This window comes from Faecalibacterium sp. I3-3-89 (genome assembly GCF_023347275.1).
Lineage (GTDB): Bacteria > Bacillota > Clostridia > Oscillospirales > Ruminococcaceae > Faecalibacterium > Faecalibacterium butyricigenerans.
Window position 1 is genome coordinate 869,161 of sequence record NZ_CP094468.1, and the last position, 22,286, is coordinate 891,446.

Genomic DNA, 22,286 nt, shown 5'->3' on the forward strand with positions numbered 1-22,286 from the left:
GTTGAATTGCATATCGCAAATATGCTGTTTGAATGTTGCACTAATTTCTTGTCTTGCGATAAAAGCGCAAACTGCTATACTCTTCGATATTCAGAAGCGGCAGCCTCAGCGTGAAGATGCTGCCCCTGCCGACTTCGCTTTGCAGGGTGATCTCGCCGTGATGGAGGCGGGCCAGCTCCTGCGCGATGGTCAGGCCGAGGCCGGTGGAGTCGTGCTTTTTGTCGGCAGAGGTGTGGAAATACCGGTCGAAGACGGCCCCCTGATCTTCCGGTGCGATGCCGCAACCGGTGTCCTGCACGCTGACGCAGGCCGTCCCGCCCTCGGCGCGGCAGACCACATGGATGCTGCCCCCGGCGGGGGTGTAGTGGATGGCGTTGGTCACGAGGTTCTGGAGGATCTGCTGCAGCCGCACGCTGTCGCCCCAGACGGGCAGGAGAACGTCGGCGCTGAGGCAGAGCGCAACACCCTTTTGGTCGGCCTCGCTCTGACAGGCCGCGCAGACGGCGGCGGCTTCTTCGTTGAGCGCAGCGCGGTCCTCGTTGAGCAGGAGCTGCTTCTGCTCGAGCTTGGCCGCAAGGAAGAGGTCTTCCGTCAGCCGCCGCAGGAACTCGACGCGCTGGCGCAGGGCGGGCAGAAGGGCAGGCAGGGCCTCGGGGGCAGATTCCAGCGTTTCCAGCCCGTTGCTGACTGCAAACAGGGGGCTGCGCAGGTCGTGGAAGATATTGAGCATCATGCTCTTGCGGGCATCGGTCTCGGCGGTCAGCTCCTTCGTCCGCTCGGCCACCCGGGCGTCCAGCTCCCGGGCCAGCTGCTCGGTGCGGTCGAAGAGGAGGGCGAACCGGCGGCAGACGAAGACCATGCAGCCGATGGCAAAGGGCAGGTCGTAGAGGCGGGAACAGCGCAGCAGGTAGAAGGGGACGGACTCCACGAAGAAGGGGCTGTCCAGACCGGGCAGCAGCGCCCAGATCCGGAAACCGGTGGTGACGGCGCAGGGCAGGAGCATCAGTCCGGCCCCCTCATAGCCTGCCTTCACAGCGGCCATCAGGAGATAGAGGCAGAAGAACATACCTGTCGCCAGTATCCCGAACCGCAGTGGGGAATAGTCGTTCATGCCCAGCAGGAAGAAAACGGCACAGCCCGCGATGAGCCCGAGAAGCCCCCGCCCGGAGCGGGGCAGCTCCATGCCCAGCAACCCCGCAGCCAGCAGCGCCGAGGCCAGCACCGTGAAGGCGAAGAAAGAGCGGAGAACGAGTTGAAGCGGGCCGCTCCGGATGGCCGGGAAGAAAAAGACCATCAGCGCCCACGCGCTCATGATGACAAGGTAGAGCAGAAAATACCCCAGCTCCGGCTGGTGCTTATAGTGGTAGAGGGCCAGCACCACCACCCCCATCGTCACAAAAGCCGTCAGGGTGATGAGCTGGGTCAGGGTGCGGGAACGGAAGGCCCGGTCGGCGAAGGCCGAGGACATCAGCCATGTCTGGGGGCTGCGGCGGCAGGCGAATACCAGCTCCACCGTTTCGCCGGGTGTAACATCCAGCGCGTACAGCTCGCCCGAGCGGGCAAGATCGGTCAGCCGTTCGACCTCCAGCGGCGCTGCCGTATTGGTGACGCAGAGGGTGAGAGACGAGAGATCCTCCCCGGCGGTGAAGGTGAAATGCCACTGGCCGGGAGCCTCCTGCCGCCAGCCATCCGGCGCGATGCCCTTGGCGGCCTGCTGGGCCGTAAGGACGCCGCCGCTGGGCAGCTGCTGGAACTGTGCATTGCCCCAGATGCCGGCCAGCACGATGAAAGCCGTCAGCAGGGCGGAAAAAATGAGAATGGGCCATTTTTGCTTCATGGCGATGCCTCCCCTTGTGGATGTAAGAAAAATAAGGTATACTATAGTATATCAAATCGTGCGAAAAAAGGGGAGGGCTGACAGGGATGATCCGCGTATTGTTGGTGGAAGATGACCCCGTGATCCGCGACACCACCTGCTATTTTTTAAAGAGCCAGCAGAATTTCGAGGTGGTCTGTGCGGAGACGGGCGGCGACGCGCTGAGCCATGCGCGGGAGAGGTTCGATGTCATCCTGATGGACATCCTTCTCCCGGACACCAACGGAGTAGACCTCTGCCAGCGCCTGCGAAGCTGGCACCACTGCCCCATCATCTTCACCTCCTGTCTGGACGACACTGACACCATCGTCCGTGCACTGGAAATGGGCGGCGATGACTTTCTGGCCAAGCCCTATAACAACAAGATCCTTCTGGCCCGCATTATGGCCAACATTCGCCGGGTCCAGATGGACGGCGCAGAACCCAGCGTCAACGGCTACCACTGCACGGCCTTCACACTGGACGCCAACAGCCACAGCGTAGAGAAGGACGGCCGCAGCGTCCATCTGGCTGATATGGAATACCGCATCCTGACCCTCTTTGTCCGCTACCCGAACACCTTTTTTACGGCCAATGAGCTTTACCAGAAGATCTGGGGCAAGGACAGCCTCGGCGATGTACGGACAGTGCAGGTCCATATCCATAACCTCCGCAGCAAGATCGAGCCGGACCCCGCGAAGCCCGTCTACTTAAAAAATGTCTGGGGAAAGGGATACGTCTTCCAGCCGGAGGGGGAGAGGGCTTAAGAATCGTTTAAATGAGAGCGCCGACTTTTTAAGGAAACTTAAACAGTCGGCGCTCTTTTTGTGATTTGTTAAGCAAATAATTAACGAAAACGGCCTTTGGGACGAAAATCAGACCGAACGGCAGCGGAGAAGTTTAAGGATTCTTAAAAGACAGACCCCTGCATTTGTGTTAAATTATTGTCGAACGATGTGGGCGCAGCGCGAGAAGGTCTGCCGCCGCACGGAGCTATGAGCAAGAATAAAGAAGAACGAGAAGAAAGGGTCTACGCAAAATGAATAAGATCTCCCGCAAAGGTTTTCTGAAGATCGCTGCCGCGGCCGCCATGTCCGGTGTGACTGCCGGTGCACTGGCTGCCTGCAACACCGCCAGCTCCTCCACCGCAGCTTCCTCCGGCGCAGCCGGTACCTACATCCCCGGCACCTATGAGGGCACTGCCGAGGGCATCTCTTCCACCGTCAAGGTCACGATGACCTTCTCTGACAGCGCTGTGACCGATGTTGTGGTCGATACCTCCGGCGAGACTGCTTCCTACGGCGCTGCCGCTGCCGACGAGCTGCGCGAGCAGCTGATGGCCGCCGGCTCTGCCGAGATCGACGGCGTCTCCGGCTCCACCATCACCTCCGACGCTGTCATGAAGGCCGCCAAGAGCTGCTACGCACAGGCCAAGGGCGAGGCTGCTGTGACCTCCGTCCAGCTGCCCACCGGCGATGAGACCGACTGGCTGGGCAAGGAGCCTGACATCGACGAGGCTGCCATCACTGAGACCGTGGACACCGACATCCTCATCGTCGGCGCGGGCAACGGCGGCATGGGCGCAGCTGCCTACGCAGCCGCCAACGGTCTGAACTTCCGCGTCATCGAGCAGAACGGCAATGTGCAGGATACCCGCCACTGGGTCGGCGCGGTGGACGGCTTCGGCGCACAGGCACAGGGCATCAAGATGGACCGCGCAAAGCTCCTGAGCGAGGTGTCCCGCTACGCTTCCGGCAAGTGCGACCAGCGCGTCGTCAAGACCTGGATCAACGAGTCCGGCGAGATGATCGAGTTCATCCGCTCCATCATGGAGGACAAGTACGGCGTCAAGATGATCTACACCTACGGCGATGAGGCAAGATGGCCCGCCGAGAACGCCGAGCACAACACCGACTATATGTACCCGGAGATCGAGTACACCTACGACCGCAGCTCCGGCGCAGCCCGCAACGAGCTGCTGCTGGACTACATCCGCGAGCTGGGCTATGATGTGGACTTCAAGACTTCTCTGGCAAAGCTGGAGAAGGACGAGACCGGCCGCATCACCGGCGTCATCGCCCAGAGCACCGAGGACGACCACTTCATCCGCTACAACGCCAACAAGGGCGTCCTGCTGGCCTGCGGCGGCTTCCCCGGCAACCCCTACATGATGGAGCAGCTGGACCCGCTGGGCACCTCCGTCACCACCGCCTGCTCCTACTCTCCGGCCGATAAGGGCTACGGCATCCGTGCTGCGGTCTGGGCCGGCGCAAACTTCGACAAGGAAGCAGCTCCCATGCTGTTCGACCGCGGCATCGTGGCTCCCGGCGTGGACGGCGGCTATGTGGCAAGCGATTCTGCCTTCGGCGGCAAGGCCTTCCCCGGCCCCATCCGCCAGTACAACCCCGGCACCCAGCCCTTCCTGAAGGTCAACCGCAACGGTGAGCGCTTCGCCAACGAGAGCAGCCCCTACAACGACATCGTCTATGCTGCTGCCCACCAGCCGGGCCGCGTCTACGCACAGATCTGCGACGCCAATATTCTGGAGGACGCAAAGCGCTTCCACACCATCGGCTGCTCTGCCCAGACCCGTGCCGGCGGCGAGAAGTATTTCCAGGGCAAGGTCGATGAGGCGGTCGCAGCCGGCACTCTGTTCGTCTGCGACACCATCGAGGAGCTGGCCGACAAGCTGGGCTTCACCGGTGAGGCAAAAGACACCTTCCTCGCTACCGTTGACCGCTACAATGAGCTGTACGACAAGCAGGAGGATGAGGACTTCGGCAAGCCCGCTTACCGCCTGAGCGCCATCCGCACCGCCCCCTACTACGGCTGCTGGCTGGGTGCCTCCCTGCTGTGCACCGAGCAGGGCATCGCCATCAACGATAAGGGTCAGGCTCTCGACAACGACAACAAGCCCATGCCCGGCCTGTACGTCACCGGCGATATGTCCGGTTCCTTCTTCGCCAACAACTACCCCTGCCTGATGGCAGGCGTGGCAATGGGCCGCACCCTGACCTTTGCCATCAAGGCCATCAAACAGATGGGCGGTCTGGAATAAGTCGTCCCTCCGTGCTGCCTGAGCACAGGATAAAATGAAAAGACACCGCAGAAGCGCAAACTTCTGCGGTGTCTTTCGTTATTCGAAACCCTCTATACACAAAAAAACACCAGATGGGTCGATGTCTCAAAAAACAGCCTCAGCACACGGCCCGGTGGACGGGCAGAGGCTCCGTGATGTCGGGGTGGATGCCCTCACGATAATCGAGGTCGCCCTGATCGAGGCCGCGCAGCAGAACCTCGGCCGTGGCGATGTTGGTGGAGATGGGCACGCTGTGCATATCGCACAGCCGCAGCAGATTCTGCTCGTTGCTGCTGCCGGTCTCCTGCTTGAGGGGGTCGCGGAAGAAGAGCACAAGGTCTACTTCGTCACAGGCCACCCGGGCCGCGATCTGCTGGATGCCGCCCAGCTTCCCGGAGAGGTAGCAGTGCACGGGCAGACCGGTGGCCTGCGCCAGCATCCGACCGGTGGTACCGGTGGCAATGACCGTGTTGCGGGATAAGATTCCACTGTAGGCGGTACAGAACTGAAGTGCAAGTTCTTTGCGGGAGTCATGTGCGAGTATAGCAATCGTCATAACGCTCTCTCCTTCATTCCAAGTATAGTGTTGTGGGTGGGCGGATATGCTCGGAAAAGTGTCCCCGGATAGAAAACGACTTAAAAAACTGAAGCCTCGTGGAGAACAACTCTCAACAAACAGACCAAACAAGTAAGATGGTGTTGAATTATACCTTCATCTTAAATTTAACCCGCTCAAAGCTCGGATGTCAAGAGGTTTGTTGTGATTTTTGCGAGACAAAATGGGGAAAGTATGACTATAGCTTTGTGGAGAATGGCGAAAATTTGGATACAAGAATTTATTTTCCGATGAATTTGTAAAAATTTTTTCAGCCGAAAGTGTATCCTGCAGAAAAACAGTCCATTCGAATGAAACAAAAGTACAGGCCGAGGCGTCTGGCCCCGGCCTGTCGTGAAAAATGAAGAAAATTTTTATCGCAGCGGCGGTCTTGTCAAAAGATCACCGGACCTGACCGTCGCCGCGGATGATGTACTTGTAGCTGCACAGCTCGCCGAGGCCCATGGGGCCGCGGGCGTGGAGCTTCTGGGTGGAGATGCCCATCTCGCAGCCGAGGCCGAACTCGCCGCCGTCGGTGAAGCGGGTGGAGCAGTTGACGTAGACGGCAGCGCTGTCCACGGCAGCCGTAAAGAGGGCCGCGTGGGCGTCGGTCCGGGTCAGGATGGCTTCGCTGTGGCCGGTGGAGTGGGCCGCGATGTGGGCGACGGCCTCCTCCACGCTGTCCACGACCTTCACCGCGAGGATGTAGTCGAGGAACTCGGTGTCGAAGTCCTTCGGCCCGGCGGGTGTGCCCGGGATGAGGGCGGCGGCGCGCGGGTCCAGTCGCAGCTCCACCGGGTGCAGGCCCTTGGCGGTGCGGTCCGGGCCGAGGCGCTGGGCCAGCTTCGGCAGGAACCCGGCCGCGATGGCGCTGTGGACGAGGCAGACCTCCTCGGCATTGCAGACGCTGGGGCGGCTGGCCTTTGCGTTCTCGATGATGTCCAGCGCCTTGTTCTGGTCGGCGGTGTCGTCCACGAAGATGTGGCAGATGCCGGTGCCGGTCTGGATGCAGGGGACCTTTGCGTTCTCGACGCAGGCCCGGATGAGTCCGGCCCCGCCCCGGGGGATGAGCAGGTCCACATACCCCACAGCGGTCATGAGGGTGTTGGCCGAGGCGTGGGTGGTGTCCTCGATGAGGCAGACCGCCGTTTCGGGCAGGCCGTTGGCCCGCAGGCCCTGCCGCAGGGCGGCCACGATGGCGTTGGCCGAGCGCCACGCCTCCTTGCCGCAGCGGAGGATGCAGGCGTTGCCGCTCTTGATGGCGAGTGCGGCGGCGTCGCTGGTGACGTTGGGACGGCTCTCGTAGATGATGGCGATGACGCCCATCGGCACGGCGGTCTTTTCGATGAGGAGGCCGTTGGGCCGCTGGATGCGGCTCAGCACCCGGCCCACCGGGTCGGGCAGGGCGGCGACGTCCCGGATACCCTTGGCCATCGCCGCGACGCGCTGGGGCGTCAGAGCGAGGCGATCCAGCATGACGTCGCTGATCTTCCCCTTGGCAGCAGCCATATCCTCAGCGTTGGCGGCGAGGATGGCGTCCAGATGCTCCGGTGTGCCGAGGGCGTCGGCCATCCCGCAGAGGGCGGCGTTCCGGGTGGTGCCGTCCGAGAGGGCGACGGCGGTCTTGGCCGCGCGGGCGGCCTCAAGGATCTCCTGTGTGGTCATGGTCATGCCTCCTGTCTGTGGGCCGCAAAGCGGGTGCCGACGGCACGGCCCTCGGCGATGTCATAGAGCAGCTCGGGATGGGCGCCGTTGGCGATGACCATGTCGGCCCCGCTGGACGTCACCATCCGGGCGGCGCGGAGCTTGGTGGACATACCGCCGGTGCCCAGCGCCGACCCGGCCCCATCGGCCAGAGCCATCACCTCAGGGGTGATCTCTTTTACCAGCGGGATGAGCCTTGCATCCGGGTGGGTGTGGGGGTTGGCGGTGTAGAGGCCGTCGATGTCGCTCAGCAGCACCAGAAGGTCGGCTTTGATGCAGCAGGTGACGATGGCGGCGAGGGTGTCGTTGTCGCCGATGGAGGTGATCTCATCGGTGGCCACGGTGTCGTTCTCATTGATGATGGGCAGTGCGCCCAGCTCCAGCAGCCGGGTGAGGGTGTTCTGGATGTTCTCCCGGCGGCTGGCGTGCTCGACGTCCACGCCGGTGAGCAGGATCTGGGCCACCGTATGGTCATAGGCGCTGAAGAGCCGGTCGTAAACATACATCAGCTCGCACTGGCCCACGGCGGCGCAGGCCTGCTTGGAGGACATATCGGTGGGGCGGGCGGGCAGCGACAGCTTGCCCACGCCCATGCCGATGGCACCCGACGACACGAGGATGACCTCATGCCCGGCGTTCTTCAGGTCGCTGAGGACCTTTACCAGTTCCTCGGTGTGGCGGATGTTCAGCCGCCCGGTGGCGTGGGCCAGCGTAGAGGTGCCCACTTTGACGACGATGCGCATAGATTCAGCCCTTTCCCATCTCTTTTGTCTTATTGTAGGCGGCGAGGACGGCGTCCATCACAGCGCCCCGCATCCCCTTTTCTTCCAGCACCCGGACGCCTTGGATGGTGCTGCCGCCGGGGCTGCACACGGCGTCCTTGAGTGCGCCGGGGTGCTGGCCGCTCTCGAGCACCAGCTTTGCGCTGCCCAGCACCATCTGGGCGGCATACTCCTGCGCTTTGGCCCGGGGCAGGCCGCAGGCCACGCCGCCGTCGGCCAGCGCCTCGATGAACTGGTACACCCAAGCCGGGCCGCAGCCGGACACGCAGCTGGCCGCGTCGATGAGGGCCTCCGGCACGGCGTCCAGCCGCCCGGCGGGGGCCATCAGGCGGAGGAAGTCGGCCTCCTCCTCGGCGGTGACGCCGGAGGTGCAGTACTGGATCATGCCTGCCCCCACAGAGGCCGGGGTGTTGGGCATGATGCGGATGACCGGGTAGTCCCCGCCGGCCATCTCCTGAATGCGGCCAATGGACAGGCCTGCCGCCATGCTGTACAGCACGAAGCGGCCCGGCCGCTCGGCCAGCGTGAAGCGGAGAGGGGCAAGAAGCTCCTCCATCATCTGAGGCTTGACGGCCAAGAAGATAAGATCGCAGCGGCCTGCGACTTCGTCGTTGCTGGTGGTATTGCAGCCCAGCTCTGCGGCCAGCGCCTCCGCCTTGGCGGGGGTGCGGTTGGCCAGCCAGACGCTCTGGGGGTCGGTTGCCTTGCAGACGGCCCGGGCGATGGCCCCGCCCATGTTGCCGCAGCCTAAAAATCCGATGGTCTTTCTCATACTTACCCTTCCTTTCTGCTTTCCATTTAAGCACAGCCGGGCAGAAAATCAAGTATTTTGTCTCTGCTGCGGGGGAAAAGAGGCAGCCTTTGCCGGAAATAAAGAGGAAACACCCGGCGGTGGGACACAAAAAGTTCATGAAAATGTTGGAAAAGATGCTTGCACTGTCCCGACGGTCTGCGGTATCATAAAGATATGACCGATGAAAGTTGGAAAACTCTGCGCGCGGCAGAGGGACAGGCAGAGAGCCTTGGGGCAAGAGGCTCTGGCCGGAAAGGATGGGCATTCTTGTGGCACAGACGACAAAACGGGCACTGGAAGCATCGCTGAAAAAGCTGCTCCTCCGCAAGCCCCTGAATAAGATCACGATCAGCGACATCACCGAGGACTGCGGCGTCAACCGCATGACATTTTATTATCATTTCAAGGACATCTATGACCTTGTGGACTGGATCCTGATGGAGGATGCCGCCGAGGCGCTGGAGGGACTTCAGGATTTCGAGACGTGGAGCGGGGCGCTCCGGGAGATGCTGGAAAAGGTGCAGGCTAATCGGGTGCTGGTGCTGAACGTCTACCGCTCGGTCAGCCGCGAACAAGTGGAGCAGTACCTTTGTAAGATGCTGGACCCGCTGCTGCGGATATTCGTGGAGCGGCTGAACATCCCGGTAAAAGAGGAAGACAAGCAGTTCATCATCGACTTTTACAAGTACGGCTTCGTGGGGCTGGCGCTGGAATGGATCCGCCGCGACATGAAGGCCGACCCGGCCATCATGGCCGAGCGCCTGAACACCATCATGCAGGGCGACCTGAAGCGGGCCTTGCAGCGCTTCCGCACGGATGGAAAAGCATCAATCGAGACAGACTGATAAAAAATTGAGCAACAAAAGCAGGGTGATGGAAAAACTATCACCCTGCTTTTGTTGTTTATAGAACCTTTGCGGAGAAAATGTTAAAGTATTGTCAAAGAAAACCGGCAAAGAACCGGCTAAGGAGGCTGACATTATGAGTACCGCATTGGATTCTCTGAGCCACAAGGTGCAGCGTGCTGCTGTCGGGACGATGGTGGATGTCGCACTGGCCCATGTCAACAAGGACCGTCAGAAGGCGATCGCCGAGATGGTGGACGTGGCAAAGCAGTTTTACGGCGATTCGTTCAGCGAGGAGACCTACGAGCACGCCCGCGCCGTGCTGGCTGACCCGGACAGCAAGTGGTCGAAGCTCATCAACTGTGTGCTCAGCCAGACAGACCCCAATGTGGCCCGCACCACGGCCCTCAACCTCGGCTATGAGGCATTCTTCCGGGGCACCAAGACCATCCGGGAGAACCGGGTCAAGTACCGCTGCAACATCCCGTGGCTCATCCTCTTCGACCCCACTTCGGCCTGCAATATGCACTGTGTGGGCTGCTGGGCGGGCGAGTACGGCCACAAGAACAACCTCAGCTTTGAGGATATGGACAAGATCGTCACCGAAGGCAAGGCGCTGGGCGTCTACCTCTATATGCTCACCGGCGGCGAGCCGCTGGTGCGGAAGGCGGACATCCTTCGTCTGGCGGAGAAGCACAACGATGTGCAGTTCGCCATCTACACCAACTCCACCCTCATCGACGAGCCGTTCTGTGAGCAGGTGGTAAAGCTGGGCAACATCGCCTTCATGCTCTCCATCGAGGGCACGCCTTCCACCAACGATGCCCGGCGGGGCGAGGGGCACTATGCCGCTGTCATGCACGCGATGGACCTGCTGAAGGCCCACGGCATCCTCTTCGGGACGTCCATCTGCTATACGAGGGACAACCTTGAGGCCGTCACCAGCGACCACTTCATGCGGATGCTCTGCGATAAGGGCGCGCATTTCGGCTTCTACTTCCATTACATGCCGGTAGGCAACGAGGCTGCGCCCGAACTGATGCCCACCCCGGCCCAGCGCAAGTATATGCTGGAGCGCATCCGGTATCTCCGCTCGGAGAAGAGCGACATCCCGTTCTACCCGATGGACTTCCAGAACGACGGCGAGTTCGTGGGCGGCTGCATCGCAGGTGGACGCAACTACTTCCACATCAACTCGGCGGGCGACGCCGAACCCTGCGTCTTTATCCACTACTCGAACGCCAACATCCACGACAGCAGCATCCTCGACATCCTCCGCAGCCCCCTCTTCATGTCCTATCACAATGGGCAGCCTTTCAATAAAAACCACCTGCGGCCCTGTCCGATGCTGGAAAATCCCGAGCTGCTGCGGAAGATGGTCCACGACACCGGTGCCCACAGCACGGATCTGCAGTCCCCCGAGACCGTAGACCACCTCTGCGACAAGTGTGCGGCCTATGCGGCAGACTGGCAGCCTGTGGCCGACGAGATCTGGTCTCACGTCACGCTCCGGGAGAGCCGGTACGAGAACTACAAGGACTGGAGACCCACCACCGCGAAATGACTTTATCGGTCTTTCCACTGGAATAAAAATGCGCAGAAAAGCCCCCATCTTCACCGGCTGAGGCAGCCGGGAGGATGGGGGCTTGTTCTTGTTATTCTTCGCCGGAGTCGATGACGATCTCGGTCCCGCTCTCTGCTTCGGCAGGGGCGGGAGCCGGGTCATCCGGGTCGCCGAACTCTTCATGGTAGGTTTCTACCTGCCCGAGCTGGCCGTTGCGGCGGAGGCCATGGAACACCAGCTTCTTGATGATGTCGTAGATGACGGCAAACAGCGGCACACCTACGATCATGCCCACGAAGCCCCACAGCCCGCCAAACAGCAGGATGGAGAAGAGCACCCAGAAGCTGGAAAGTCCGGTGGTGTTGCCCAAGATCTTCGGGCCGATGACGTTGCCGTCCAGCTGCTGGAGCACCAGAACGAAGAGCACGAACCAGAGGGCCTTGATGGGACTCTGGATGAGGATGAGCAGGGTGGCGGGGACCGCACCGATGAAGGGGCCGAAGAAGGGGATGACGTTGGTGACGCCGATGATGACGGATACCAGCAGAGCGCTGGGGAACTTGAAGACGATGCAGGCAAAGTAGCAGAGCACGCCAATGATGGCAGAGTCCAGAATCTTGCCGTTGATGAAGCCGCCGAACATCCGGTCTGCGTAAAGGACTTCTTCCTGAATGAGCTGCGCCCAGCGGGGCTTGAAGATGCTGTAAAGGATCATCTTGGCCTGCTTGACAAGTTTTTTGCGGCTGGCCAGCAGGTAGACCGCGACGATAAGGCCGATGAGCAGGTTCTTGAACCACATCACCACGTTTATGACGCCCACGCCCACGCTGCTCAGGATGCCCTGCAGGTTTTGGAGGGAGGGCAGCAGGGTGGTGCGCAGAGAGGCCAGATTGCTCGTGATGGCATCGTAAGCGTCGTTAAAGTAGCCCATCAGGGTCGCATTGTCCAGAAAGACGTCCTGCGTGTTGACCCACCGCATGAAGCGGGCGATGCTGGTCTGGGCCGTGTAGTAGAGGGAGGTGACGCTGGAGATGACCTGCGGCACCACCATCATCACCAGCGCGTAGACCACCAGAATGCCGAAGAGCAGGGTGGCAGCGATGGCCAGCATATTGGCCAGACCGTGCATCTTCTGGGGGAAGATGCGGTGCAGAAAGTTCTCGATGGTGTTGCACACCGGCTTGAGCAGGTAGGCGATGACCGCACCATAGATGAAGGGCATCAGGATGCCGGTCATGGTGGAGACGGCGTCGCCGAAGCCGTCGAAGCGGTAGATGAAGAAGAAAAAGAGGATGCTCAGGCTTATCGCACCAAAGCCCGCCAACATTCCGTAGATGTAGGGCTTGATGTGCGGTTTTTTGTCCATCATGTGAGACTCCATTCCTGCCGCAGACGGCAGGAGCCGATACGGCGATGTTTAGATTTTGTTGCTGCGGCGCCAGATGTGCATCTTCTCGGCCTCTTTGATGAGCTGCTCACGGAAGTCGGGGTGTGCCACGTTGATGAGGGCCTCAGCCTTCTCCCAAGTGGTCAGGCCCTTGAGGTTGACGCAGCCGTACTCGGTGCAGAGATAATGCAGGTTGGCGCGGGTGTCGGTGATGATGCTGCCATTTTCCAGCGTGGGACGGATGCGGCTCTCCAGCTGGCCGGTCTTTTTATTAAAGAAGGTGGAGGACAGGCAGATGAAGCTCTTGCCGCCCTTGGAGAGGTAGGCACCCAGCACGAAGTCCAGCTGGCCGCCTGCACCGGAGATGTGCTTGATACCGGCGCTCTCCGCGTTCACCTGACCAAACAGGTCGATGTCCACCGCATTGTTGATGGAGATGAAGTTGTCCAGTGCGGAGATGCTGCGGATGTCGTTGGTGTAATCGACGGGGGCGGACATACACTCGGGATTGTTGTTGAGGTAGTCGTACATCTTCTGGGTGCCGGCACCGAAGGCGTAGACCTGACGGCCCTTGTCCAGCTGCTTGTGTGCGCCGGTGATCTTGCCGGCCTTAGCGATGTCCACAAAGGCATCGACGTACATCTCCGTGTGGACGCCGAGGTCCTTCAGGTCGCTCTGGGCGATGAGGCTGCCGATGGCGTTGGGCATACCGCCGATGCCCAGCTGCAGGCAGGCACCATTGGGGATCTGGGGCACGACGAGATTTGCGACCTTCAGATCGACCTCAGAAGCGGGGCCGGCAGCGGCCATCTGGCCAATGGGCGGGTTGCTGCCCTCCACGATGCCGGTGACCCGGGAGACGTGGACGCAGTTCTCCATGCCGCCGAGGCAGCGGGGCATATTGGTGTTGACTTCGACGACGATCTTCTTGGCCTTCTCGCAGACAGCGCCCAGATGAGAAGCGCTGGGGCCGAAGTTGAAGTAGCCGTGCTCGTCCATCGGCGTCACCTGAAAGACGGCGACATCCAGCGGGTCGGGGCTTTCGCGGTAATAGCGGGGAAGCTCAGAATACCGGATGGGGGAGTAGAACGAAAAGCCCTGTGCGATGGCCTTGCGCTCGATGCCGCCCATATGCCAGCTGTTCCAGGTCATGTGGGCAGCAGGATCGTCGATCTGGAAGATCTCGGGCACCCACATCAGGATGCCGCCGCGGAAGTTGACATTCTCCAGCTCCGGCAGGCGCTTTGCAAGGGCGGCGTCCACGGCCACAGGGGTGTTGACACACCAGCCGTAGTCCACCCAGTCGCCGCTCTTGACCAGCGCGGCAGCCTGCTCGGCGGTCATCTTTTTCTGCGCGTACATTTCCTTAAAATCCATTATAAACCATCCTCTCCTATAATAACATAAAAGAATTGTAAATTTACCATTTACATTCCTGCGGAACAAAGATCTTTGCCGGAAATTTACCGTTCGTTTCCAGTTTTGACACCGGCTTATCACATCCCGGCGGTATCCTTGGAAACAGCAGGACGGATGCCTCCGGCAGAGGCAGACTTGCTCAACTTAGTTATAACATTAACAAAGAGCAGAATCAAGCCCCCTTTCGCAAAAAATAGCCCTACGGACAAGGTGACTAAAAATCTTAGCAATTTGTGGGGATAATTTGGTACGACAAAAACAAATTTTTTTGAAAAAAGACTTGATAAAATTTTGACAATATGGTTTACTTAATGTGTACCAAGACAAAGCGCCCCAGTGTGACGTTAATTGACTAAAAATTAACGATGTTGCGAGGGGCGTATGCCTCGATACTTGAAGCGGGAACTGAAAAGTGCTATCATGGCAACACCAAATTGCGCTTTTCCAAAGCGCGGCGATAAAGGAGACCATACCGATGGCAACAGCAGTTTACCCCGGGTCCTTCGACCCGGTCACGAGAGGACATCTCGACATCATCAAGCGGGCAGCAAAGATCAACGACCACCTCATTGTGGCAGTGCTCATCAACAGCGCGAAGAACCCTCTGTTCACCGTAGAGGAGCGGGTGGCGCTGCTGCAGGAGTGCTGCAAGGACATCCCGAATGTGACGGTGGAGAGCTTTGACGGCCTGACCGTGGAGTTCGCCAAGAAGCGCCACGCCTCGGTGATGGTGCGGGGCCTGCGGGCCGTGACGGATTTCGAAAACGAGATCCAGCTGGCGCAGACCAACCACGCACTGATGCCCGGCATCGAGACCATGTTCCTCGCCACCAGCATCAAGTGGAGCTACCTTTCCTCCACCATCGTCAAGGAGGCTGCCCGCTACGGCAGCAACATCTCCAAGTTCGTGACGCCCAACGTAGAAGCGGCCATCCACGCGAAAGTGGAGCAACTTCAGGCAGAAGGAAAGACCATCTGATCCCTTTTATCATGCAGAAAGGCTCTCGGGCCTTTTGATAGATCGTTTTACGAAAACCCCGTAAATATACACATTTCAGGAGGCTATTAACATGAAAAAAATTGTTATCGCATCTGCCTGCCGTACCGCTATTGGTAAGTTTGGCGGCACTCTGGCAAACGTCCCTGCTGCTGAGCTTGGCTCCATCGTCATCAAGGAAGCTCTGAACCGTGCAAACGTGAAGCCTGAGCAGGTCGATCATGTTTACATGGGCTGCGTCATTCAGGCTGGTCTGGGCCAGAACGTCGCCCGTCAGGCTTCCCTGAAGGCTGGCCTGCCCATCGAGACCCCCGCCGTCACCGTCAACGTGGTCTGCGGCTCTGGTCTGAACTGCGTCAACATGGCTGCTCAGATGATCGAGGCTGGCGATGCTGACATCGTGGTCGCAGGCGGCATGGAGAACATGGATATGGCTCCCTTCGCCCTGCAGAAGGCCCGCTACGGCTACCGCATGGGTTCTCCCATGGGCAAGAGCGAGCTGGTCGATACCATGGTCAACGATGCACTGTGGGATGCCTGCGGCTTCAACAAGCACATGGGCATGACCGCTGAGAATGTCTGCAGCAACGAGACCTATCAGAAGAAGTACGGCTACAGCCCCATCACCCGTGAGCAGCTGGATGAGTTCTCCTACAACAGCCAGATCAAGGCTGACAAGGCCATCAAGGACGGCGCATTCAAGGACGAGATCGTTCCTGTCGTCATCAAGGGCAAGAAGGGCGACACCGTGTTCGATACCGATGAAGGCCCCCGTCTGACCCCGGTCGAGAAGCTGGGCACCCTGAAGCCCGCCTTCACCAAGGACGGCATCGTGACCGCTGGCAACTCTTCTGCTATCAACGATGGCGCTGCTGCTCTGGTCGTCATGAGCGAGGAGAAGGCTAAGGAGCTGGGCATCAAGCCTCTGGCTACTTGGGTCGCAGGTGCTCTGGCAGGCGTCGAGCCTGAGGTCATGGGTCTCGGCCCCATCGCTGCCACCAAGAAGGTCATGGCAAAGACCGGCCTGACCGTTGATGATATGGATCTGATCGAGGCCAACGAGGCATTCGCAGCTCAGTCCATCGCAGTCGGCGAGGCTCTGGGCTTCGACAAGGACAAGCTGAACGTCAACGGCGGCGCCATCGCTCTGGGCCACCCGGTCGGCGCTTCCGGCGCTCGTATCCTCGTCACCCTGCTGTATGCTATGAAGCATCGTGGTGCAAAGAAGGGTCTGGCTACCCTGTGCATCGGCGGCGGCATGGGCTGCGCAACCATCGTCGAGATGGACTAAGTTCCCTTTGAAGGGTCACTCCGGATATTGATACCGCCCGGACAAGGGGCAGGACCGGAGACCTGTCCCCCTGTCCGGGGGCTGATTTGAGTAAGATATAACCTGATTGGAGGTTTTCACAATGGCATTTGTAAAAACCGAGGTGCAGGGCGCTGTCGAGATCATCACCATCGACCGCCCGAAGGCACTGAACGCCCTGAACCCCGAGGTTCTGGCTGACCTGAAGGCTGCTTTCGAGGCAGTCGATCAGGAGACCATCCGCTGCATCGTCCTGACCGGCGAAGGCGACAAGAGCTTCGTGGCAGGCGCTGACATCGGCTCCATGAGCACCATGACCAAGGCTGAGGGCGAGGCTTTCGGCAAGCTGGGCAATGATGTGTTCCTGATGATCGAGAGCTTCCCCATCCCCGTCATCGCAGCCGTCAACGGCTTCGCACTGGGCGGCGGCAATGAGCTGGCTATGAGCTGCGACATCCGCATCTGCTCCGACAACGCTGTGTTCGGTCAGCCGGAAGTCGGTCTGGGCATCACCCCGGGCTTCGGCGGCACCCAGCGTCTGGCCCGTCTGGTGGGCATGGGCATGGCAAAGCAGCTGGTCTACTCTGCACTGAACATCAAGGCAGACGAGGCATACCGCATCGGTCTGGTCAACGCAGTGTATCCGCAGGCTGAGCTGATGGAGAATGTCCTGAAGCTGGCAGGCAAGATCGCCAAGAACGCCCCCATCGCGGTGCGCAACTGCAAGAAGGCCATCAATGACGGCATCAGCCTCCCCATCGAGAAGGCTGTCGAAGTCGAAGAGAAGCTCTTCGGCGACTGCTTCGAGACCCACGACCAGAAGGAAGGCATGGCCTGCTTCCTGAGCCGTGAGAAACCGAAGCCCAAGGCTGTGTTCACCAACAACTAAAGGGTAAGCGACAGCCTCGGGCAGGCCATGCCGTCAAGAAGGGGCCCCCGCGAAAGCTTGCGCAGCAAGATTTTGTGGGGAGAAGGAGGTACTACGGAACAGAGTGAGCAACAGCAGCAATGCTGCTGCGAACGAAGTGGAGTCAGTACCGACGCGGCCTGCTTCCTGAGCCGTGAGAAACCGAAGCCCAAGGCTGTGTTCACGAACAACTAAAACCAACCACCTCTGCAAAGCCTCCCCGGAAAGGGGAGGCGGCGGAGAGGATAAACATTACATAATAAAGGAGAGATTTCCCATGAAGATCGGTGTTATCGGCGCTGGCACTATGGGCCAGGGCATTGCAAAGGCATTTGCTCAGGTCGAGGGCAACACTGTTGCACTCTGCGACATCAAGCAGGAGTGGGCTGAGAATGGTCTGGCAAAGATCAAGAAGGGCTACGACAAGCTGGTGGCTAAGGGCAAGATGACGCAGGAGAAGGTCGACGCTATCGTCGCCGCCATCACCCCGGGCCTGAAGGAAGACCTGTGCGCTGACTGCGACCTCATCGTTGAGGCTGCTTTCGAGGATATGAAGGTCAAGCAGACCACTTTCGGCGAGCTGGATAAGATCTGCAAGCCCGAGTGCATCTTTGCTTCCAACACCTCTTCTCTGTCCATCACCGAGATCGGCAAGGGCCTGTCCCGTCCCATGATCGGTATGCACTTCTTCAACCCCGCTGATCGCATGAAGCTCATCGAGGTCATCGCTGGCTGCAACACTCCTGCTGAGACCGTCGAGAAGATCAAGGAGATCTCCGTCGCCATCGGCAAGAACCCCGTGCAGGTCAACGAGGCTGCCGGCTTCGTCGTCAACCGCATCCTGATCCCGATGATCAATGAGGCTGCCTTCATCAAGATGGAGGGCGTCTCCAACATCGCCGGCATCGACACCGCCATGAAGCTGGGTGCTAACCACCCGATGGGCCCCCTGGAGCTGGGCGACTTCATTGGTCTGGACATCTGCCTCGCCATCATGGACGTCCTGTACAAGGAGACCGGCGACAGCAAGTATCGTGCCTGCCCGCTGATCCGCAAGATGGTCCGCGGCGGCAATCTGGGCTGCAAGAGCGGCAAGGGCTTCTACGTTTACAACGCAGACCGCACCAAGACCCCGGTGGACGAGCTGTAATTTAGTTTGAAATTTCTCTCGGTCGCCCTCAAAAAGCGGCCGGGAGGAATTTGTTTGCACAGGACAAGCGTGCAGCTGCCCTGTGCTGAAAGAAAAACATCCGTTAGGAGGATATAGCGATGGATTTTACTCTGTCCAAGCAGCAGCAGATGGTGCAGAAGATGTACCGCGAGTTTGCTGAAAACGAAGTTAAGCCTCTGGCAAAGAAAGTTGATGCCGAAGAGTATTTCCCCAAGGAGACCGTCGAGAAGATGGGCAAGCTGGGCATGATGGGCATTTACTTCCCCACTTCCGTTGGCGGCGCAGGCGGCGATGTCCTGTCTTACGTCATGGCAGTTGAGGAGCTGAGCAAGGTCTGCGGCACTACCGGTGTTATCGTTTCCGCACACACCAGCCTGTGCGCAGCCCCCATCTACGAGAACGGCACCCCCGAGCAGAAGGCGAAGTACCTGCCCAAGCTGTGCAGCGGCGAGTGGCTGGGCGCTTTCGGCCTGACCGAGCCGGGCGCTGGCACCGACGCTCAGGGCCAGCAGACCATCGCAAAGGAAGATGGCGATTACTGGGTGCTGAACGGCTCCAAGATCTTCATCACCAATGCCGGTTTTGCTGATGTCTTCATCGTCATCGCTGTCACCGACGTCGTGCCCGACAAGAAGGGCCGTCCCACCAAGCTGTGCTCCGCCTTCATCGTGGAGCGCACCGACCCGGGCTTCTCCGTCGGCAAGGCTGAGGACAAGATGGGCATCCGTGGTTCTTCCACCTGCGAGCTGATCTTTGAGGACTGCCGCATCCCGAAGGACCGTATGCTGGGCATCCGTGGCAAGGGCTTCCAGCTGGCTATGGCCACTCTGGACGGCGGCCGTATCGGCATCGCCTCTCAGGCTCTGGGCATCGCCGAGGGCGCTCTGCAGGAGACTGTCGCTTACGTCAAGGAGCGCAAGCAGTTTGGCCGCAGCATTTCCGCTTTCCAGAACACCCAGTTCGAGCTGGCTGAGATGAAGGCCCGCATCGAGGCTGCAAAGTATCTGGTCTACGCTGCCGCTCTGAAGAAGCAGGAAGCAATGAACGGCGCAAAGGTCCGCTACAGCGTCGAGGCTGCTGAGGCTAAGCTGATCGCAGCCCGCACCGCCAGCGATGTCACCCGCCGCTGCCTGCAGCTGTTCGGTGGCTACGGCTACACCCGTGATTACCCCATCGAGCGCATGATGCGCGATGCCAAGATCACTGAGATCTACGAGGGCACCAGCGAAGTGCAGATGATGGTCATTTCCGGCGCGCTGCTGAAGTAAGGGAGGCAAGATTTACAATGAAAGCAATCGTTTGTGTAAAGCAGGTTCCTGATACCTCCGGTAAGGTGGCCGTCAAGGCGGACGGTACTCTGGACCGTGCCTCTATGGCAACCATTACCAACCCCGATGACCTGAACGCTCTGGAGGCCGCCCTGAAGCTGAAGGACGAGACCGGCTGTGAAGTCGTCGTCGTCACCATGGGTCCCCCGCCGGCCGAGGGTATGCTGCGTGAGCTGCTGGCCCGCGGCGCTGACAAGGCTGTTCTGGTGTCCGGCCGCGAGTTCGGCGGTTCTGATACCTTCGCAACCAGCCAGATCCTCGCTGCTGCGGTCAACAAGATCGGTGTCGGCCCCGAGGACGTCGTGTTCTGCGGCCGTCAGGCAATCGATGGCGATACCGCACAGGTCGGCCCTCAGATCGCTGAGAAGCTGCACCTGCCTCAGGTGACCTATGTTGCAGACATCCAGAAGGATGGCAACACCCTCACCGTCAAGCGTATGCTGGAAGACGGCTACATGATGGTCAAGGTGCAGACTCCCTGCCTGCTGACCTGCATCAAGGAGCTGAACCAGCCCCGCTATATGAGCGTCAACGGCATCTTCACCTGCTACGACAAGCCGATGGAAGTGTTCGATTACAATGCACTGAAGGACGATCCGCTGATCGAGGTCGATACCATCGGTCTGAAGGGTTCTCCGACGAACGTCTTCAAGTCCTTCACTCCTCCGCAGAAGGGCGCAGGCACTATGCTGACTGGCGACGATACCGCTGCACAGCTGGCTGGTATCCTGGCCAAGAAGCACCTGATCTGATGAAAGGAGCATAGGATTACAATGGCTGATTTTAACGAATACAAGGGCGTCTGGGTCTTCTGCGAGCAGCGCCAGGGCGCACTGATGTCCACTGATTTTGAGCTGGTCAGCGAGGCCCGCAAGCTGGCTGACGAGCTGGGCTGCGAAGTCACCGGCCTGCTGCTGGGCGACAACGTGGAAGGCATCGCAAAGGAGCTGGGCGGCTATGGCGCTGATAAGGTCCTGGTCTGCGAAAGCCCCCTGCTGAAGGATTACACCACTGACGCATACGCTAAGGTCGTCTGCGACATGGTCAACGAGTATAAGCCTGAGGTCCTGCTGATCGGTGCTACCAACATCGGCCGTGACCTTGGCCCCCGCTGCGCAGCTCGTCTGCACACCGGCCTGACCGCTGATGCGACCCATCTGGACATCGACACTGCAAAGTATGTCGAGTTCCTGAAGGAAAGCTCCACCATCGACCTGTCCAAGCAGAAGTTCGATTATGAGGATCGCAACCTGAAGATGACCCGTCCCGCATTCGGCGGCCATCTGATGGCTACCATTATCTGCCCCCGCTTCCGTCCCCAGATGTCCACTGTCCGTCCCGGCGTCATGAAGAAGGCTCCCTTCGATCAGGCCAAGGCAGATGCCTGCCAGATCGTGAAGCCCGCATTCAGCCTGACTGCTGACGATGTGAAGACCGAGGTCCTGAGCGTTGAGAAGGCAGCTGAGAAGCTGGTCGATCTCATCGGCGCAGACGTCATCGTCTCTGTGGGCCGTGGCATCAGCAAGGACGTCAACAAGGGCATTGAGCTGGCTGAGCAGCTGGCTGCAGCTCTGGGCGGCGGCGTTGTCGGCGCATCCCGTGCCGTCACCGACGCAGGCTGGATGACCGCTGACCATCAGGTGGGTCAGACCGGTAAGACCGTCCACCCCAAGATCTATGTGGCTCTTGGCATCTCCGGCGCGATCCAGCACACCGCAGGTATGCAGGATTCCGAGTGCATCATCGCCGTCAACAAGAACGAGTCCGCCCCCATCTTCGGCGTGGCTGACTACGGCATCGTTGGCGACCTGTTCAAGGTCGTTCCCGAACTCATCAAGCAGATCGAGGCAGCAAAGGCTGCTCAGTGATCGGCTGAGAAATAGGTTTCTGGAGGGCAGCTCGAAAGGGCTGCCCTCCTTTTTGTGTTACAGCCAGAAAATAATAAAAATTCTAAAATTTACCATTGACAGAGCTAAGGGAGTATGGTATATTATTGCCAGAGAGATGAAGGCGCGTGAGCGCTGGAAAATCAGTTAAATCTGATCGACTCAAAAAAGAGTTTGCGAATAGAATATTTAGCAAAATAGTTGAAAAGCTATGACGCAAAGCTAAAGGGCCTGTAAAATGGTAGCCAGTTGCATTTTGAGGAATTGCCTTTACTTTGTCTATGAGTATTGTGGTTCCTCTTTTTTTAGTCGCCGGAACAGATTTGAGTGATGATGTCTTTCGAAAGTCCCCCGATAGACGAGCAGGAAACGTCTCTTGGGGGATTTTTTTATGCCCTTTTGCGTCCTGCGGCTGCGATACCTATATAAAGATGGTATGGTTTTGCGTCTGAAAATACAAGGAGATGAAGCCGATTTCAGTCAGCGCGAAAAAACTTGAAAAAAGAAGCAAAAAAGTGTTGACATCCGGGCGGTGATGTGGTATTATACTTGAGCGCCAAGCGCTGAGACAAAAGAATGACTTCCGAGTCTCAGCTAGAAGTAAAGCGAAAAGAACCAATAGACGCGAGAAAGTCCGGCAGGAATGCGAGAGGCTTTCGAGATGC

Annotated in this window: 18 protein-coding genes and 1 riboswitch; of the genes, 11 read left to right on the plus strand and 7 right to left on the minus strand. The window is 59.3% G+C overall.

Going from position 1 to position 22,286, the window contains the following annotated elements; all coding sequences use genetic code 11:
* Positions 1–40: 40 nt before the first annotated feature.
* Positions 41–1,837, minus strand: a complete 1,797-nt coding sequence (locus tag MTP38_RS04145; protein WP_249234335.1) for a sensor histidine kinase — start codon at positions 1,835–1,837, stop codon at positions 41–43.
* Positions 1,838–1,923: 86 nt separating this feature from the next.
* Here MTP38_RS04145 and MTP38_RS04150 point away from each other — a divergent pair, with 86 nt between their 5' ends.
* Together MTP38_RS04150 and MTP38_RS04155 are read left to right on the plus strand one after the other, a co-directional pair.
* Positions 1,924–2,622, plus strand: a complete 699-nt coding sequence (locus MTP38_RS04150) for a response regulator transcription factor (RefSeq protein WP_227621612.1) — start codon at positions 1,924–1,926, stop codon at positions 2,620–2,622.
* A 272-nt stretch (positions 2,623–2,894) separates the two neighbouring features.
* A complete protein-coding gene (locus MTP38_RS04155) occupies positions 2,895–4,913 on the plus strand; it encodes an FAD-binding protein (protein WP_249234336.1) in 2,019 nt (672 codons plus the stop codon).
* Positions 4,914–5,052: 139 nt separating this feature from the next.
* On the opposite strand, the gene MTP38_RS04160 is transcribed toward MTP38_RS04155, so the two are convergent.
* The 4 genes from MTP38_RS04160 to proC form a co-directional block, all read right to left on the minus strand.
* The gene (locus tag MTP38_RS04160; RefSeq protein ID WP_227621610.1) at positions 5,053–5,490 is read right to left on the minus strand and encodes a methylglyoxal synthase; all 438 of its coding nucleotides are present in this window, start codon (positions 5,488–5,490) and stop codon (positions 5,053–5,055) included.
* A 441-nt stretch (positions 5,491–5,931) separates the two neighbouring features.
* Positions 5,932–7,194, minus strand: a complete 1,263-nt coding sequence (locus MTP38_RS04165; protein WP_249234337.1) for a glutamate-5-semialdehyde dehydrogenase — start codon at positions 7,192–7,194, stop codon at positions 5,932–5,934.
* Positions 7,195–7,196: 2 nt separating this feature from the next.
* Positions 7,197–7,976, minus strand: coding sequence for a glutamate 5-kinase (proB, locus tag MTP38_RS04170; protein WP_249234338.1), 780 nt, complete (start codon positions 7,974–7,976; stop codon positions 7,197–7,199).
* A 4-nt stretch (positions 7,977–7,980) separates the two neighbouring features.
* Complete coding sequence (gene proC, locus MTP38_RS04175; RefSeq protein WP_249234339.1) at positions 7,981–8,787, minus strand: pyrroline-5-carboxylate reductase; 807 nt, start codon at positions 8,785–8,787, stop codon at positions 7,981–7,983.
* Positions 8,788–9,077: 290 nt separating this feature from the next.
* On the opposite strand from proC, the gene MTP38_RS04180 reads away from it, so the two are divergent.
* Positions 9,078–9,653: a TetR-like C-terminal domain-containing protein gene (locus tag MTP38_RS04180; RefSeq protein WP_249234340.1), complete on the plus strand. Its 576-nt coding sequence runs from the start codon at positions 9,078–9,080 to the stop codon at positions 9,651–9,653.
* 136 nt (positions 9,654–9,789) lie between these two features.
* Positions 9,790–11,217, plus strand: a complete 1,428-nt coding sequence (locus tag MTP38_RS04185) for a radical SAM protein (protein WP_249234341.1) — start codon at positions 9,790–9,792, stop codon at positions 11,215–11,217.
* A gap of 91 nt (positions 11,218–11,308) precedes the next feature.
* Here MTP38_RS04185 and MTP38_RS04190 read toward each other — a convergent pair whose 3' ends face one another.
* Positions 11,309–12,586, minus strand: a complete 1,278-nt coding sequence (locus tag MTP38_RS04190; RefSeq protein ID WP_249234342.1) for an AI-2E family transporter — start codon at positions 12,584–12,586, stop codon at positions 11,309–11,311.
* Positions 12,587–12,634: 48 nt separating this feature from the next.
* Positions 12,635–13,981 carry a butyryl-CoA:acetate CoA-transferase gene (locus MTP38_RS04195; RefSeq protein WP_249234343.1) on the minus strand — a complete coding sequence of 449 codons (1,347 nt, stop codon included), beginning with the start codon at positions 13,979–13,981 and terminating at the stop codon, positions 12,635–12,637.
* 517 nt (positions 13,982–14,498) lie between these two features.
* On the opposite strand from MTP38_RS04195, the gene coaD reads away from it, so the two are divergent.
* From coaD to acrA, 7 genes are all read left to right on the plus strand, one after another.
* Positions 14,499–15,002 carry a pantetheine-phosphate adenylyltransferase gene (coaD, locus tag MTP38_RS04200; RefSeq protein ID WP_249234344.1) on the plus strand — a complete coding sequence of 168 codons (504 nt, stop codon included), beginning with the start codon at positions 14,499–14,501 and terminating at the stop codon, positions 15,000–15,002.
* 91 nt (positions 15,003–15,093) lie between these two features.
* A complete protein-coding gene (locus MTP38_RS04205; RefSeq protein WP_249234345.1) occupies positions 15,094–16,311 on the plus strand; it encodes an acetyl-CoA C-acetyltransferase in 1,218 nt (405 codons plus the stop codon).
* Between the two features lie 121 nt (positions 16,312–16,432).
* Complete coding sequence (locus MTP38_RS04210; RefSeq protein ID WP_055187889.1) at positions 16,433–17,218, plus strand: enoyl-CoA hydratase-related protein; 786 nt, start codon at positions 16,433–16,435, stop codon at positions 17,216–17,218.
* A 295-nt stretch (positions 17,219–17,513) separates the two neighbouring features.
* Complete coding sequence (locus MTP38_RS04215; protein WP_227621595.1) at positions 17,514–18,386, plus strand: 3-hydroxyacyl-CoA dehydrogenase family protein; 873 nt, start codon at positions 17,514–17,516, stop codon at positions 18,384–18,386.
* Between the two features lie 119 nt (positions 18,387–18,505).
* Positions 18,506–19,675 (plus strand): acyl-CoA dehydrogenase, encoded by a 1,170-nt coding sequence (locus tag MTP38_RS04220; protein WP_227621594.1) that lies wholly within the window; start codon positions 18,506–18,508, stop codon positions 19,673–19,675.
* Between the two features lie 17 nt (positions 19,676–19,692).
* Complete coding sequence (gene acrB / locus MTP38_RS04225; protein WP_227621593.1) at positions 19,693–20,487, plus strand: acryloyl-CoA reductase electron transfer subunit gamma; 795 nt, start codon at positions 19,693–19,695, stop codon at positions 20,485–20,487.
* Positions 20,488–20,508: 21 nt separating this feature from the next.
* Positions 20,509–21,603, plus strand: coding sequence for an acryloyl-CoA reductase electron transfer subunit beta (gene acrA / locus MTP38_RS04230; RefSeq protein ID WP_249234346.1), 1,095 nt, complete (start codon positions 20,509–20,511; stop codon positions 21,601–21,603).
* A 199-nt stretch (positions 21,604–21,802) separates the two neighbouring features.
* Positions 21,803–21,878: riboswitch (cyclic di-GMP riboswitch) on the plus strand.
* Positions 21,879–22,286: the final 408 nt, after the last annotated feature.